13 protein-coding genes are annotated in these 15,012 nt (G+C 68.7%); 7 read left to right on the top strand and 6 right to left on the bottom strand.

The annotated features are described in order from the left end of the window. The first annotated feature begins 4 nt into the window (after window positions 1-4). The 4 genes from QZM35_RS05405 to QZM35_RS05390 all read left to right on the top strand — a co-directional run bounded on the left by QZM35_RS05405 (window position 5) and on the right by QZM35_RS05390 (window position 4,377). Window positions 5-1,525 carry an efflux transporter outer membrane subunit gene (locus QZM35_RS05405; protein WP_089429106.1) on the top strand — a complete coding sequence of 507 codons (1,521 nt, stop codon included), beginning with the start codon at window positions 5-7 and terminating at the stop codon, window positions 1,523-1,525. Between the two features lie 28 nt (window positions 1,526-1,553). Beyond that, window positions 1,554-2,249 (top strand): heavy metal response regulator transcription factor, encoded by a 696-nt coding sequence (locus QZM35_RS05400; protein WP_011355331.1) that lies wholly within the window; start codon window positions 1,554-1,556, stop codon window positions 2,247-2,249. Then, the gene (locus QZM35_RS05395) at window positions 2,246-3,685 is read left to right on the top strand and encodes a heavy metal sensor histidine kinase (protein ID WP_089427591.1); all 1,440 of its coding nucleotides are present in this window, start codon (window positions 2,246-2,248) and stop codon (window positions 3,683-3,685) included. The genes QZM35_RS05400 and QZM35_RS05395 overlap by 4 nt, the downstream gene beginning before the upstream one ends. Window positions 3,686-3,789: 104 nt before the next feature. Then, window positions 3,790-4,377 (top strand): LysE family translocator, encoded by a 588-nt coding sequence (locus QZM35_RS05390; protein WP_089427592.1) that lies wholly within the window; start codon window positions 3,790-3,792, stop codon window positions 4,375-4,377. A gap of 10 nt (window positions 4,378-4,387) precedes the next feature. Here QZM35_RS05390 and QZM35_RS05385 read toward each other — a convergent pair whose 3' ends face one another. Continuing rightward, window positions 4,388-5,233, bottom strand: coding sequence for an AraC family transcriptional regulator (locus QZM35_RS05385; protein ID WP_089427593.1), 846 nt, complete (start codon window positions 5,231-5,233; stop codon window positions 4,388-4,390). 175 nt (window positions 5,234-5,408) lie between these two features. On the opposite strand from QZM35_RS05385, the gene QZM35_RS05380 reads away from it, so the two are divergent. Beyond that, entirely contained in the window at window positions 5,409-6,203 is a 795-nt protein-coding gene (locus QZM35_RS05380) for an SDR family NAD(P)-dependent oxidoreductase (RefSeq protein WP_089427594.1), read from the top strand. Between the two features lie 27 nt (window positions 6,204-6,230). On the opposite strand, the gene QZM35_RS05375 is transcribed toward QZM35_RS05380, so the two are convergent. The 5 genes from QZM35_RS05375 to QZM35_RS05355 form a co-directional block, all read right to left on the bottom strand. Next, window positions 6,231-6,605, bottom strand: coding sequence for a hypothetical protein (locus QZM35_RS05375; RefSeq protein WP_089427595.1), 375 nt, complete (start codon window positions 6,603-6,605; stop codon window positions 6,231-6,233). 214 nt (window positions 6,606-6,819) lie between these two features. Further along, window positions 6,820-7,890, bottom strand: a complete 1,071-nt coding sequence (locus QZM35_RS05370) for an AI-2E family transporter (RefSeq protein WP_089427596.1) — start codon at window positions 7,888-7,890, stop codon at window positions 6,820-6,822. Between the two features lie 129 nt (window positions 7,891-8,019). After that, entirely contained in the window at window positions 8,020-9,129 is a 1,110-nt protein-coding gene (locus QZM35_RS05365; protein ID WP_089429107.1) for an NADH:flavin oxidoreductase/NADH oxidase, read from the bottom strand. 143 nt (window positions 9,130-9,272) lie between these two features. Then, complete coding sequence (locus tag QZM35_RS05360; RefSeq protein ID WP_089427598.1) at window positions 9,273-9,959, bottom strand: type 1 glutamine amidotransferase domain-containing protein; 687 nt, start codon at window positions 9,957-9,959, stop codon at window positions 9,273-9,275. 406 nt (window positions 9,960-10,365) lie between these two features. Then, window positions 10,366-11,394: a substrate-binding domain-containing protein gene (locus QZM35_RS05355; protein ID WP_089427599.1), complete on the bottom strand. Its 1,029-nt coding sequence runs from the start codon at window positions 11,392-11,394 to the stop codon at window positions 10,366-10,368. A 187-nt stretch (window positions 11,395-11,581) separates the two neighbouring features. Here QZM35_RS05355 and QZM35_RS05350 point away from each other — a divergent pair, with 187 nt between their 5' ends. Together QZM35_RS05350 and QZM35_RS05345 are read left to right on the top strand one after the other, a co-directional pair. Continuing rightward, on the top strand, window positions 11,582-13,168 hold the full coding sequence (locus QZM35_RS05350; RefSeq protein ID WP_089427600.1) for a glycoside hydrolase family 68 protein: 1,587 nt from the start codon (window positions 11,582-11,584) through the stop codon (window positions 13,166-13,168). A gap of 152 nt (window positions 13,169-13,320) precedes the next feature. After that, window positions 13,321-14,958, top strand: coding sequence for a glycoside hydrolase family 32 protein (locus tag QZM35_RS05345; RefSeq protein WP_089427601.1), 1,638 nt, complete (start codon window positions 13,321-13,323; stop codon window positions 14,956-14,958). Window positions 14,959-15,012: the final 54 nt, after the last annotated feature.

The following is a 15,012-nucleotide window of genomic DNA, read 5'->3' as shown; positions in this document are numbered from 1 at the left end:
CGCGCTGCGCGTCCGCCGGCGGCCTGCCGCCGTCTCCATCACGTCGGTTGCGCTCGCCGCCGCGCTCGCCGGCTGCACGGTCGGCCCCGATTACAGGCGGCCCGCTGTCGACACGCCGGCCGCGTGGCGGCTCGACCCGGCGGATGCGTACTGGCATCCGGCCGCGCCGGCCCGCGCGCCGCTCGACCCGGCATGGTGGACCGCGTTCGGCGATCCGCAGCTCGATGCGCTGGAAGCCGACGCGCTGCGCAACAACCAGAACCTGAAAGCCGTCGCCGCGCGCTACGACCAAGCGAAGGCGACCCTCGCGTCGGTCGCGTCGGCGCAGTATCCGGCCGTCGGCCTGAACGCGAGCGGCCAGCGCTTCAAGATCTCCGCCGACCGGCCGCAGACCAACTACGCGACGAAAAGCATGTCGACCGTGCAGAACGAGATCCAGGTCGGCGCGGCCGTCAGCTACGAACTCGACCTGTTCGGCCGCGTGCGGCGCAGCGTCGAATCGGCGCAGGCGACCACCGAGCAGGCCGGCGACGATTTCGCGAACGCGCGCCTGGTGTTGACCGCCAATCTCGCGTCGAGCTATTTCGCGCTGCGCGAATTCGACACCGAGATCGACGTCGTCAAGCGCTCGATCGACCTCCAGCAGAAGGCGCTCGACTACGTGAGCGCGCGCCACGACCTCGGTGCGGTGTCGGGCCTCGACCTGCTGCAGCAGCGCGCGCAGCTCGACGCAACGCGCACGCAGGCGCAGTTGCTGCTCCAGCAGCGCGTGCAGGTCGAGACCGCGATCGCGACGCTGGTCGGCACGCCGGCCCCCGCCTTCTCGATCGCGCCGCGCGTCGTGCCGATCAACGCGCCGGCGCTGCCGACCGGCCTGCCGAGCGACGTGCTGCAGCGGCGCCCCGACGTCGCGTCGGCCGAGCGCGCGATGGCCGCCGCGAATGCGCAGATCGGCGTCGCGCGCGCCGCGTATTTCCCGCGCATCACGCTGTCGCCCGATATCGGCTGGGACGCGACGCGCTTCGCCGGCCTGTTCACCGTGCCGGCGTTGCTGTGGTCGGTCGGCGGGTCGCTCAGCCAGCCGCTGTTCGAAGGCGGCAAGCTGAAGGCCGGCGTCGATTTCGCGCAGGCCGGCTATGTCGCCGCGCAGGCCAGCTACCGGCAGACCGTACTCACCGCGTTCCAGGAGGTGCAGAATGCGGTCACGGGACTGTCGGTGCTCGCCGACGCCGCGCAGCAGGCCGCCGCGGCCGTCGACGACGCGCGCAAGCTCGTGTCGCTCGCGCAGGATCGCTACGCGGGCGGCCTGACGCCGTTCATCGACGTGCTGACGGCCCAGCAGCAATTGCTGACGAGCGAGCGGCAGGCCGTGCAGATCCAGGGCCAGCGCGCGGCGCTCGTCGTGTTTCTCGCGAAGGCGCTGGGCGGCGGCTGGGATGGCCAAGCCGCGGGCGACCCCGCGCCGGCCGAGGTCGCCACGGCAGCGCCGGTGCCAGCCCCGGCCGCGGCGCGCCCCAGCCCTTAACCGGATTACCCGGACAACGGATTCGAACATGAAAGTCCTGATCGTCGAAGACGAACCGAAAGTCGTTGAATACCTGAAGAGCGGCCTGACCGAGGAAGGCTGGGTCGTCGACACCGCGCTCGACGGCGAGGACGGCGCGTGGAAAGCCGTCGAATTCGACTACGACGTGGTCGTGCTCGACGTGATGCTGCCGAAGCTGGACGGCTTCGGCGTGCTGCGTGCACTGCGCGCGCAGAAGCAGACGCCCGTCATCATGCTGACCGCGCGCGACCGCGTCGACGACCGCGTGCGGGGCTTGCGCGGCGGCGCCGACGACTACCTGACCAAGCCGTTTTCGTTCCTCGAGCTGATCGAGCGGCTGCGCGCGCTGACGCGCCGCGCCCGCGTGCAGGAATCGACGCTGATCTCGATCGGCGACCTGCGCGTCGACCTGATCGGCCGCCGTGCCACGCGCGACGGCACGCGCCTTGACCTGACCGCGCAGGAATTCCAGCTGCTCGGCGTGCTCGCGCGGCGCAGCGGCGAGGTGCTGTCGAAGACGACCATCGCCGAACTCGTGTGGGACGTGAACTTCGACAGCAACGCGAACGTCGTCGAAACGGCGATCAAGCGCCTGCGCGCGAAACTCGACGGCCCGTTCACGGACAAGCTGCTGCACACGATCCGCGGCATGGGCTACGTGCTCGAGGCGCGCGAGGACGGCGACACCGAGAGGCCGGCATGAAACGCTCGATCGTCCTGCGGCTGTCGGCGATGTTCGGCATCGTGTCGCTGCTCGTGTTCACGCTGGTGGGCTGCGGGCTGTTCGTGATGATGGAGCGCCAGCTGTTCGCCGAGCTGCGCGCGACGCTCGATACGCGCACCAAGGTCGCCGAGATGATCGTGTCGCATGCGACCACGGCCATGCGCGGGCGTCTCATGCAGGAAAAGCTCGCCGACCTCGAACCGCCCGACGGCTCGACGCACTACCAGGTCGACAGCCCGAATCCGGATTTCCGCTTCGGCACGCCCGTCGACGGCGTGCCCGTCGGCGCACCGTTCGGCGCGTTCCAGCGTTATGCGTTGAACCACAGCACCTACGACGTGATGACGAAGACCGTCATGGTGGCCGGCAACGGCGAGCGGCCGGTGCTGAAGCTGACCGTCGCCAGCTCGTGCGAGCGCACGCAGCGGATGCTGCGCCGCTTCGGCTGGACGCTCGCCGGGCTGATCACGATCGCCACGATCATCACGCTGCTGCTGAGCCGCGCGGTGGCCCGCTTCGGGCTCGCGCCGCTCGACCGGCTGTCGCAGGACGCCTCGGCGATCAGCCTCGCGAATCGCCGCCAGCGGCTGCAGACCGACGCGCTGCCGCCCGAGCTGCGCGACCTCGCCACGTCATTCAACGGAGCGCTCGACCGCATCCAGCAAACCTACGCGCGGCTCGAGGCGTTCAACGCGGACGTCGCGCACGAGCTGCGCACGCCGGTCAGCATCCTGATCGGCCAGACCCAGGTCGCGCTGACCAGCCGCGACCGCACGGTCGAGCGGATGGAGCGGACGCTGCAGTCGAACCTCGAGGAATTCGAGCGGCTGCGCGTGATCATCAACGACATGCTGTTCCTGTCGCGCAGCGACCGCGGCGAACGCGCGACCGACCTGAAGGACGTGTCGCTCGCCGACGAAGTGCGGCGCATGCTCGACTTCCTCGAAATCCCGCTCGACGAAGCGCAGTTGCGCGCCGAGCTGCACGGCGATGCGCGCGCAGCCGTCGATCCGTCGCTGTTCCGCCGTGCGATGACGAACCTGCTGATCAACGCGATCCAGCATTCGGCGCCCGGCGCGACTGTCAGCGTGACGATCGTGCGTCGCGACACGCTCGTCGAAATGTCCGTCGCGAACCCCGGCGAGCCGATCGACCCGGCGCGGCGTTCGCACGTGTTCGAGCGCTTCTACCGGCTCGAGGAAGCCCGCGCGAACAGCAAGGAGAACCACGGGCTCGGGCTGTCGATCGTCAAGGCCGTCGCCGAGATGCACGGCGGCAGCGTATTCGTCGCGTGCTCGGGCGGCATCAATACGTTCGGCTTCTCGGTCTCGACGAAACCCTGCGCCGGGGGCCCGCTGCCCCCGGCCGACCGGCACGAGACCCGGCCGGCGCACGCGCCGAGCGCGCTGCACTGACGGCGGCCGCGCGGCCGCCCGACGAGGGCAGTTTTCTTCAATACGGGCCCGCGCGGCGCCCGTAGTCTCGATGCGACTTTCGACCTTTCGCATGGAGACACCCAATGAGCATGCTGGTTTCGATGGCCGCGTTCGCGCTCGCCTCGTCGATCACCCCCGGCCCCGTCAACATCGTCGCGCTCAGTGCCGGCGCCCGCCACGGCCTCGGCGCGAGCCTGCGCTATGCGGCCGGCGCGACGCTCGGCTTCGTCGCGCTGTTCCTGCTGATCGGCCTCGGGCTGCACGCGGCGCTCGCGCGCTGGCCGGTGCTGACCACTGTCACGCAATGGTCGGGGATCGCGTTCCTGCTGTATATGGCGCTGCGGCTCGCGCTCGACGACGGCCGGCTGTCGGCCGACCCGGACGTGGCCGGCCCGTCGGCGGCGGCCGGTGCGGCGATGCAATGGCTGAATCCGAAGGCGTGGCTCGCGTGCGTGGCCGCGATGGGCGCTTATGCGGCCGATGGCGACCGCACGCAGGTCTGGCAGTTCGCCGCGCTGTATCTGGTGATCTGTTTCGCGTCGATCGCGTGCTGGTCGTATGCGGGCGCGTCGCTGCGGCACCGGCTCGCGAACACGCGGCACATGCGCGTGTTCAACCGGCTGATGGCGCTGCTGCTCGCGGGCAGCGCACTCTTCCTGCTCGACGTGTAGCGCTTGCCGTTCAGCTCGTCGCGCTGCGGTACTGACCAGGCGTCGCCGCCGCGATCCGCCGGAACGCGCGCTGGAAATGCGCCTGGTCGGCGAAGCCCGCGTCCAGCGCGACGTCGGCGATCGGCCGGCCGCGGCGCAGCTCCGTGCGGCCGTACTGCACGCGGCGATCGATCAGGAACGCATGCGGCGTCATCCCGTAGCGGGCGTTGAACGCGCGGATCAGGTATGACGGCGACAGATCGGCCGCCGCGCAGATCGCATCGAGCGTGACGCCCTCGCGGCAATGCGCGGCGATGTAGTCGGCCGCGCGCGCGAGCCGGGCGTTGTCGTCCCCGGCGCGCGGGCCGGGCAGGTCGCGATCGAGCGCGCCGTGCAGCGCCGTGAAGAACTCGACCGCCGCGCTCTCCTTGCCGAGCGGATCGACGCCGGGTGCGACGAGCGTGCGGTAGAAGCCGCCAAATTGCGCGAACAGGTCGTGCCGCTCCGTCAACTTCTGCGAAAAGCCGTGAAAATCGCTGTTCGGATCGCGGCCCAGTGAATGCTGAAGCCGCGCGAGCCACGGCACGTCGACATAGACCATCCGGTACGCCCATGCGTCGGGGCCGTACGGATTGCACGCATGCACCTGTTCCGGATCGATGATCACGAGCACGCCGCGCCCGACGTGCGCGTTCGTCGGGCCGTTCACGTACGTGCTCGTGCCGCCGACGATCGCGCCCACCGAAAACGTGTCGTGCGTGTGCTTCGCGTAACAGATCGCGCGGCCGTCGTCGACGGTGCGCGCCTCGATGAACGGCAGCGCGGCGTCACGCCAGAACGGCGACGGGACGACGGATCGGTTGGCGGTACGGCTCACGCGGCGGGCTCCCGGTTCGGATGGCGAACGCTCACCGTACAAGACTGTGCGGCGCCGCGCAACCGGATCGGCGGATTGCAGCTTCAATACCGGATCGCGCCGTTTCGCCTAAGCTTTGAATTCCGTCCGCCGCGGCACTCGCAGCGATTCCGTTCATTCCTCTCCCGTCACGCACATGCATATCGATCTGAAAGGCAAGACCGCGGTCGTCACCGCCTCCACCGCCGGCATCGGGCTCGCGATCGCCGAAGGGCTCGCACGCGCCGGCGCGCGCGTCGTCGTCAATGGCCGCAGTGATGCATCGGTGCAGTCCGCGCTCAAACACCTGCGCGCCGCCCTCCCCGATGCAGACTTCGACGGCGTCGCGGCCGACCTGTCCGATGCCGCCGGCGTTGCGCGCGTCACGCAGCACACGAGCGCGGCCGACATCCTCGTCAACAATGCGGGCATCTACGGCCTGAAGGCGTTCTTCGACATCGACGACGCCGAATGGGAACATTACTTCCAGATGAACGTGATGTCCGGCGTGCGCCTCGCGCGGCATTACCTGAAGGGGATGATCGAACGCAATGCCGGGCGCATCGTGTTCATTTCGTCGGAATCCGGCCTGAACATCCCGGTCGACATGATTCACTACGGTTTCACGAAAACCGCGCAGCTGTCGATCGCCCGCGGCCTCGCGAAGCTCGCGGCCGGCACGAACGTGACGGTCAACTCGGTGCTGCCGGGGCCGACGATGTCGGACGGCGTGCGGGCGCTGCTGAAGGAAACGGCCGACGAAACCGGCCGCAGTGTCGAGGACGTGGCCGTGGATTTCGTGCGCAACCACCGCTCGAGCTCGATCATCCAGCGGCCGGCGACGCCGGAGGAAGTCGCGAACCTGGTGGTCTACGTGTGCTCGCCGCTCGCGTCGGCAACGACGGGCGCCGCGTTGCGGGTGGACGGCGGCGTGGTCGACACGATCGCCTGACGGCAGGCGGGCACGGCCGCCGCCGCGCTAGCGCGACGCGGCCTTGCCCGGCTGGAGCGTGCCCTTGCGGTCGGCGTTCATGCAGGAATCGAAGCCGTATTGCGTGACGACGCCGGCCCGGTCGAACACGACGAAATACTCGCGGTGATCGTTGCCGTGCTCGATGAAGTAGTTGTAGCAGACACCGTTGCCGCTGCGGACCATCCAGACACTGCGCGGATTGCCGGCGGCCCGGACGACATCGGCGCGCGTCGCGCCGTGCCGCGACGCGGCCCTCGCGAGCGGCGTGCGCGAATACGAGAATGGCAGCCACGCGTCGAACCACGCGCAACCGTGCAACATCAGGCAGCTGGCGGCCAGCGACAGCGTCGCTGCGGGACGGGACATCGAAATCAATCGCATGCTTGGTGAAATCTGCTGCGCCATGCCGGCGTGATCGAAAGCGCCATGCTACTCGACCTTTGGGTCCGGATCGAAAAGAAATGTAGAGATCTTTATCCGAATCCTTGCATTGCATGCTCCAGCACCCGCCTGATCGGCGCCCGTCGTGGCGGCCGATGCGCGCGTGAACACGCATCGGTACCGCCGCTTCATGCCGCCGCCCCGGCGCGCAGCGTCATGCAATCCACTCGGCCCACAGCATCGTCAGCACCGTCATCAGCGCGGGGCCGACGAACAGCCCGATCAGGCCGAACGTCTCGGCGCCGCCGAGGATGCCGAACAGCACGAGCAGGAACGGCAGCCGCGCGGAACTGCCGATCAGCACCGGCCGCACGAAGTGCTCGGCGACGAACACGACGACGAACCCGAGCACGGCCACGACGATGGCCCACATGGTCGCGCCCTGCACGAACAGCCAGAGCGCGGCGCCGCAGAACACGACGGGCGCGCAGAACGGCAGCATCGCGGCAATGGCCGTGACGAGGCCGAGCAGCGCCGCATGCGGGACGCCGGCCAGCGCATACGCGATACCGAGCAGCGCGCCCTCGCCGAGCCCGACGACGACGAGCCCCGTCACCGTGCCGAACACGGCCGCGACCATCCGCTCGATCAGCTCCGCGCCGCTGCGCCCGAACGCGCGCCGTGCGCCCTGCAGCAGCGCCCCCGACAGCTTGTGGCCGGCGCGCAGGATCACGAACAGCGTGACGAGCATGAAGCCGAATTCGAGCAGCGCGTGCGCGAGCTTGGTGCCGAACTGCCGGCCGAACGCGAGGAATTTCTCGCTGTTGACGCTGTGCATCGCGGTGGCCGCATGCAGCGGATGGGCGAGGTTGGCCTGCCACCATTCGGTGATCTGCGCCGCGCCGTAAGGCACCCGGGCGACCACGTCCGGCACAGGGATGCCGTTGTCCTGGATCGTGCGCAGCCACTCGCGCAGGTCATGCACCTGGCCGATCGCCTGGGTCGCCGCGACGGCCACCGGCAGCACGACCAGCAACGAGATCGCCGCCGTGATGACGAGCGCGATGAGTGTCGGGCGGTTGCGGAACAGCCGGTGCGATTCGAAGCGCTTCAGCATCGGCCACATCGCGATGGCGATCACGCAGGCCCACGCGATGGCGGGAATGAAATCGCGGATCACCCACAGCGCGATCACCAGCAGCGCCGCAACCAGCACGGCGCGGGAAACCTGCTGCGTGCGCGGCCGTGCGGCGGGCTCGGGAGACGACGGGACATGTGCGCCCATGGCACCTCTGTCGAAATGAAAAAAATGGCGGTTCGCGCAGGCCGGTTGCCTGCGCGAACCGCCATTCTATCCATCGGCGCCGGATCGGCGGCGCATGGGATGCGCGCGCCGCCCCGGTGCCCCGCCCGCTCAGGCCACCTTGTCGGCGCTCCGGTAACGCTCGAGCCAGTGCGCGTACGGTGCGGGCAGCGTCCACGACGGACGCTCGACGCCGAGTTGCTTGGCCGCGTAGTACGGCCAGTGCGGGTCGGCCAGATGCGCGCGGCCGACCATCACGAGATCGAGCTGCTCCTCAGCCACCACGCGGTTCGCGAGTTGCGGCGTGTCGATCCCCCACGCGGACGACACCGGCAGCCCGGCCTCGCGGCGCACGCGTTCGGCGATCGGCGCGAGGAACGCCGGGCCCCACGGGATCTGCGCGTCGGGCGTCGAGAAACCGATCGACACGCTCAGCATGTCGAGCCCTTCCCGCTTCAGCCGCTGCGTGAGCGCGATCGACTCGGCGAGCGTCTCCTCGTCGCGGCCGTCGTACTCGATCACGCCGAAGCGCGCGGTCAACGGCAGATGCTCCGGCCACACCTTGCGCACGGCCGCCAGCGTCTCGACGAGGAAGCGGCCGCGGTTCTCGGCCGAGCCGCCGTATTCGTCGTCGCGCTGGTTCGCATGCACCGAGAAGAAGCTCTGGCCGAGATAGCCGTGCGCGAAGTGCAGTTCGAGCCATTCGAAGCCCAGGTCGCGCGCGCGCTTCGCCGCCGCAACGAAGTCGGCCTGCACGCGTGCGATGTCGTCGCGCGTCATCGCGCGCGGCGTCTTCGGCAGGTGCGCGCCGAACGGCACGGCCGACGGCGCGATGGTTTGCCAGCCGCGCGGATCGCCGTCGGCGATATGGTCGTCGCCTTCCCACGGACGGTTCGCGCTCGCCTTGCGGCCCGCGTGCGCGATCTGGATGCCGGGCACCGCGCCGGCCGCCTTGATCGCCGCGACCGACGGCGCGAACGCTTCGGCCTGCGCATCGTTCCACAGCCCCGCGCAGCCCGGCGTGATGCGCCCTTCCGGCGACACCGCCGTCGCCTCGGCGATCACGAGGCCCGCACCGCCACGCGCGATGCCGGCCAGATGCACGTGATGCCAGTCGTTGACGACGCCGTCCTCGGCGACGTACTGGCACATCGGCGGCACCGCGATGCGGTTGCGCAGCGTGACATCCTTGAGTTTGAACGGTTCGAACAGGGCAGACATCCACGGCTCCTTTGCTTGGTTCTGAAAAACGACGGGAAACGCGTCGTGCAACCTGCACGACGGATCGATTCAGGCCGTCGACGGGCCGGCCTGCGCCCGGCGACGGATACGGGGATGGCGCCGGCCCGGCCGGCGCCCTGGGCTCAACGGCGGCCGAGCTGCGCGAGCAGCGCCTCGGCGGCAGGCTCCGACGACGCGGGGTTCTGCCCCGTGATCAGCAGCCCGTCGGTGACGACATGCGGCGCCCAGTCGGCGCTGCGCTCGAACTCCGCGCCGTTGGTCTTCAGCATGTCCTCGACGAGGAACGGCACGACTTCCGTCAGTTCGACAGCCGCTTCCTCGCTGTTGGTGAAGCCCGTCACACGCTTGCCGCGCACGACCGATTCGCCGGTCTGCGGATTCTTCACGTGACGCAGCACGCCCGGCGCGTGGCACACCGCCGCGACCGGCTTGCCGGCCGCCAGCGCGCGCTCGATCAGGCCGATCGAATGCAGATCCTCGGCGAGATCCCACAGCGGGCCATGGCCGCCCGGGTAGAACACGGCGTCGTAGTCGTCCACGGACACGTCGGCCAGCTTGCGCGTCGAAGCCAGTTCGGCCTTGGCCTCCGCATCGGCGTCGAAGCGGCGCGTCGCGTCGGTCTGGGCCGTCGGGTCATTGCTCTTCGGGTCGAGCGGCGGCTGGCCGCCCTTCGGCGACGCGAGCGTCAGCTCGACGCCCGCGTCCTTGAACGTGTAGTACGGCGCGGCCAGTTCCTCGAGCCAGAAGCCGGTCTTCTTGCCGGTGTCGCCGAGCGTGTCGTGCGAGGTCAGGACAACCAGAATCTTCATGATCGGACACTCCTTCGAAAAATGGATGACGGGAACGGGGCCGCTCGGCCGGCAAATCCGGCCGGTGGGCGCGGCACGCCTGTGGGTTAGTCAGCTGTGACGCGTCAACGTGCGACCCGTGTATCCGAATGCGGCTTGCGCCTATTAGACCAGTCGTCTAGAACAATTCGAAATGAAACGACGGCGTCTTGCTGCACCACCAGCATCGCAGCGCGAAATGGCATTCAAATGGCATTTTCGCGTCTTCGTTGCCTGCGCCGCGGACGTCGTCGCATTCATGGGAACGGATGATAGCCCTGGATTAGACCGGTCGTCTAGTAACCCCTGCCTTCGTCATGGCCTTTTCGGCGGCGCGCGATCCGCCGGCACCTGCCGTCGCTCGCGCCCCTCACCCGCGCCGCCGCGGCTAGCCGCGCAATGGACCGTCCGTGTCACCCGCCTCGATCGCCGGTGCTTCGAGCCGCTGCTCGCGAACCCCGTCGCCCAGCAGCCGCAGCATCAGTTCCGCCAGTGCGCGCCCCGACGCGTGGCCGGTCGGCTGCACGACCGCCGTCACGCGATACGGATGCGCGAGGTTCGGCGGCACGCCGTCGTAGACGATCAGCGACATGTCCTCGCCCAGGCGCAGCCCGCTGTCCACGAGCGCCCGAAACGCGCCGCCGCCCGCGATATTGTTGTCGACCAGCAGCGCCGTCGGCCGCTCGGTGCGCGCGAGCAGCGCCCGCGCCGCCTGCCACCCGCCGTCGTGCGTAAATGGACACTCGACCATCAGCGCCGGATCCGGCTCGACACCGGCTTCGCGCAGGGCCGACAGATAGCCTGCACGGCGCTGCGCGGCGAAATTCAGCGCCAGCGGCGCGCTGATCATCGCAATGCGCCGGTGCCCGAACGCCGTCAGTCGACGCACCGCGTCCCGCGCGCCGCCCTCGTTGTCGAAATCGAACCACGCATACGGCTCGGCCACCTGCGTCCGGCCGTAGGCCACGTACGGAAACGCGCTCGCCTGCAGGTACGCGATGCGCGGATCGTCGACCCGTGTGCGCGCGACGATCAGCCCGTCGACGAGCTTGCCGTCGACGATGCGCCGATAGGTGTCCAGTTCCGCGTTCGGTCGCGCCGACGCGATGATGAAATCGAGATTGCGTTCCGCGAGCCGCTCGGTGATGCCCGCGACAACCTCGCCGAAACGCGGATCGCCGAGATCGCCCGCGCCGAACGGATAGACGATCCCGATCACGTCCGCCCGCCCGGTCGCGAGCCGGCGCGCGGTCGGATCCGCCACATAGCCCATTTCCCGCGCGGCCCGCGCCACGCGCTCGCGCGTCGCCTCGCTGACGTCGTCGTAACCGTTCAGCGCGCGGCTGACCGTCGTCCGCGACAGCCCGAGCGCGTCCGAGAGCGCCTTCAGATTCACCTTCACCGTCGTTCCTCGCATTCGCCGATCCGCCCGGCCGCCCGACGTGCGGGACGCGCCGACCGGGTAATTATTTCCAATTGGTAACGATTACCGTCAAATAAATATCTTTTGCGTTCCAAACCGGTTTGAAATAGCATCCAAACCGGTTTGGACATCGATGCCCACTCAGCCGTTCACTTTCACCTAGCCAGGAAACAACGACGAGATGACATACTTTCCCCTTTTCCGCCCGATCGCGACCAAACGTTTGCTGCTCGCTGGCGGCGCACTCGCCGCCTTCGCGTCCGTCGCGCATGCGCAGTCCAGCGGCACGGGCGCGCCCCTGCCCACGCCCCATACGCAGCAGGCCTACGATCCCGAGGGCAACTTCACGATGCGCTGGACGCGAGCGGACATCCGCCAGATCGTCGCGCAGTCGCATACCGCCGGTGCCGACAAGAACTCGCTGCCGCAAGCGCTGACGATGCCGGACATCCCGCAGGATTTCCCGCTGATCAACTCGAACGTATGGGTGTGGGACACATGGCCGCTGGCCGACCTGCGCGCGAACCAGCTCAGCTACAAGGGCTGGGAGGTGATCTTCTCGCTCACCGCCGATCCGCATGCGGGCTACACGTTCGACGACCGTCACGTCCATGCGCGCATCGGCTTCTTCTACCGTCGCGCGGGCATCCCCGCGTCGCAGCGCCCCGCGAACGGCGGCTGGACCTGGGGCGGCCACCTGTTCCCCGACGGCGCAAGCGCCAAGGTGTTCGGCACCGCGCCGATGACCAACAACGCCGAATGGTCGGGATCCGCCCGGCTCACGCACGGCGACAACGTCAGCCTCTACTACACCGCGACGTCGTTCAACCGCTCGGCGCCCGGCGGCGCCGACATCACGCCGCCGCAGGCGATCATCACGCGCGCCGACGGCCACATCCACGCCGACGCCACGCACGTCTGGTTCTCCGGCTTCGACGATCACAAGGCGCTGCTGCAACCGGACGGCAACTACTACCAGTCCGGCCAGCAGAACACCTACTTCTCGTTCCGTGACCCGTTCGTGTTCACCGATCCCGCGCACCCGGGCAAGACCTACATGGTCTTCGAGGGCAACACGGGCGGCCCGCGCGGCGCACGCACCTGCACCAACGCGGATCTCGGCTACGCGCCGAACGATCCGTACAAGGAAGATCTCAACGCGGTGATGAATTCGGGCGCAGTGTATCAAAAGGCCAATGTCGGCCTGGCGATCGCGACGAACCCGCAATTGACCGAGTGGAAGTTCCTGCCGCCGATCCTGTCGGCGAACTGCGTCGACGACCAGACCGAGCGCCCGCAGATCTACCTGAAGGACGGCAAGTACTACCTGTTCACGATCAGCCACCGCACGACGATGGCGGCCGGCGTCGACGGGCCGGACGGCGTGTACGGCTTCGTCGGCAACGGCATCCGCAGCGACTTCCTGCCGCTGAACGGCGGCAGCGGCCTCGTGCTCGGCAACCCGACGGACTTCTCCGCGCCGGCCGGCGCGCCGTATTCGCAGGATCCGAACCAGAATCCGCGTGAATTCCAGTCGTATTCGCACTACGTGATGCCGGGCGGGCTCGTCGAGTCGTTCATCGATGCGATCGGCCCACGCCGCGGCGGCACGCTCGCGCCGACAGTGAAGGTCAACATCAACGGCACGTCGACGGCGGTCGATCGCGCCTATGGACGCGGCGGGCTCGGCGGCTACGGCGACATTCCCGCGAACCTGCCCGCGACCGGTGGCAGCAACAGCCAGGGCAATCAGGATAACCAACAATAACGCACGCTGGTAGAGGCACGGGGTTAAGGAGGCGCGTATCGCGCGTGTCGCGTGTGCGCCTCCTCTTTTTTCTTCCATCCATCGCGCACACCGCCGTTGAAAGCGGTTGTGCCCTCCTTTCCCGCTTTGCACGGCGGAGCACGGGACCCCGCATGATATCGACGTCTTTCCGCTTTTCCGTCCGGGTCGCCCGGTTGCTGCTCGCCTGCGTGGCCTGCGCCCAGGTCGCTGCCGCGCCTTGCCACGCACCGGCCGAACATGACACGCCGCAATGGCGGCCCGCGCTCCACTACACGCCGCAGCGCAACTGGATGAACGACCCGAACGGGCTCGTCTACGACAACGGCCGCTATCACCTGTTCTATCAATACAATCCGCTCGGCCGCGACTGGGGCAACATGTCGTGGGGCCACGCGACGAGCACCGACCTCGTCCACTGGCGCGAGCAGCCGGTCGCGATGCGCGCGAACGCGACGGAGGAAATCTTCTCCGGCTCGATCGTCGCCGACACGCTCAACACGTCCGGCCTCGGCAAGCCGGGCCACACGCCGCTCGTCGCGCTTTATACGAGCGTGTACAAGGCAGGCTCCGGTCACGCGCCGGGCGTCCAGGCGCAGTCGCTGGCGTACAGCCTCGATCAAGGCGCGACCTGGCAGCCGTACGCACGCAATCCGGTGCTGACGCTCGATCCGGAATCGAAGCAATTTCGCGATCCGAAAGTGTCGTGGTATGCGCCGGGCGGCTACTGGCTGATGACGACGGTCGTCGCCGATGCGCACGTCGTGAAGCTCTATCGCTCGGACGATCTGATCCACTGGAATTTCCTGAGCGACTTCACGCGGCCGGGCGTGCCGCACGACGGCGCGCTGTGGGAAATGCCCGACCTCGTGCCGCTGCCGCTCGATGGCGACCCCGCCCGCATCCGGTGGGTCATGATCGTCAACGTCAATCCGTGGTCGATCGCCGGCGGCTCCGGCGCGATGTACTTCGTCGGCGACTTCGACGGCCGCACGTTTACACCGGACCGCATTGCGCCCGCCGGCTCCGATCCCGCGCAATTCCGCTGGGTCGACCATGGCGCGGACTTCTACGCAGCCGGCACCTTCTCGGGCGCGCCCGGCTCACGGCCGGTCGCGATCGCGTGGATGAGCAACTGGGATTACGCGGCGAAAGCGCCGACCGCGCCGTGGCGCGGCGCGACGACCCTGCCGCGCGAACTGTCGCTGAAAACGATCGACGGCGAACCGACGCTCGTGGTCGCGCCGGCCGCCGCATTCGACGCCTGGGCGGACGGCAGGCCCGCCGTGCATGAAGGCGATCTCGCGGTCGATTCCACGACACGTGCGCTGTCGGCCGCGACGCGCGGCGTCATCCAGCGCATCACGGTCACGCTCGCGCCGCAGCACGCGGCGCGTGCCGGCCTGATCGTCCGGCGCTCGGCGGATGGCTCGGTCGGCACCCGGATCGTGTACGACACGGCAAAGCGCACGCTGACGCTCGACCGCTCGCAGTCCGGCGAAACCAATTTCGCCGACACGTTCAGCAAAGAGCACATCGTGGACCTGCCGCTCGAGCACGGGCAGTTGCGGCTCGAGATCGTCGTCGATCACGGTTCGGTGGAAGTGTTCGCGAACGGCGGCCGTGTCGCGCTCACCGACCTGATCTTCCCGCCGCTCGATGCGGACCGCGTCGCCGTATTTGCCGAACACGGCCGCGCGACGTTCTCCGGGCTCACGGTGACGCAGCTCGAAGCTGGTGGTGACAGCCACAACGCCTGTGCGGCGCGATAGATGCGATGGGCGGGCGGCCATCGGTCCTGCATGTGACGGGGGCTGTCCGCCCGG

The sequence above is a fragment of the Burkholderia sp. AU45274 genome (assembly GCF_030482505.1).
Taxonomy (GTDB): domain Bacteria; phylum Pseudomonadota; class Gammaproteobacteria; order Burkholderiales; family Burkholderiaceae; genus Burkholderia.
Note: the sequence above shows the minus strand (reverse complement) of the source record. Positions and strands in the feature narration are given on the sequence as shown.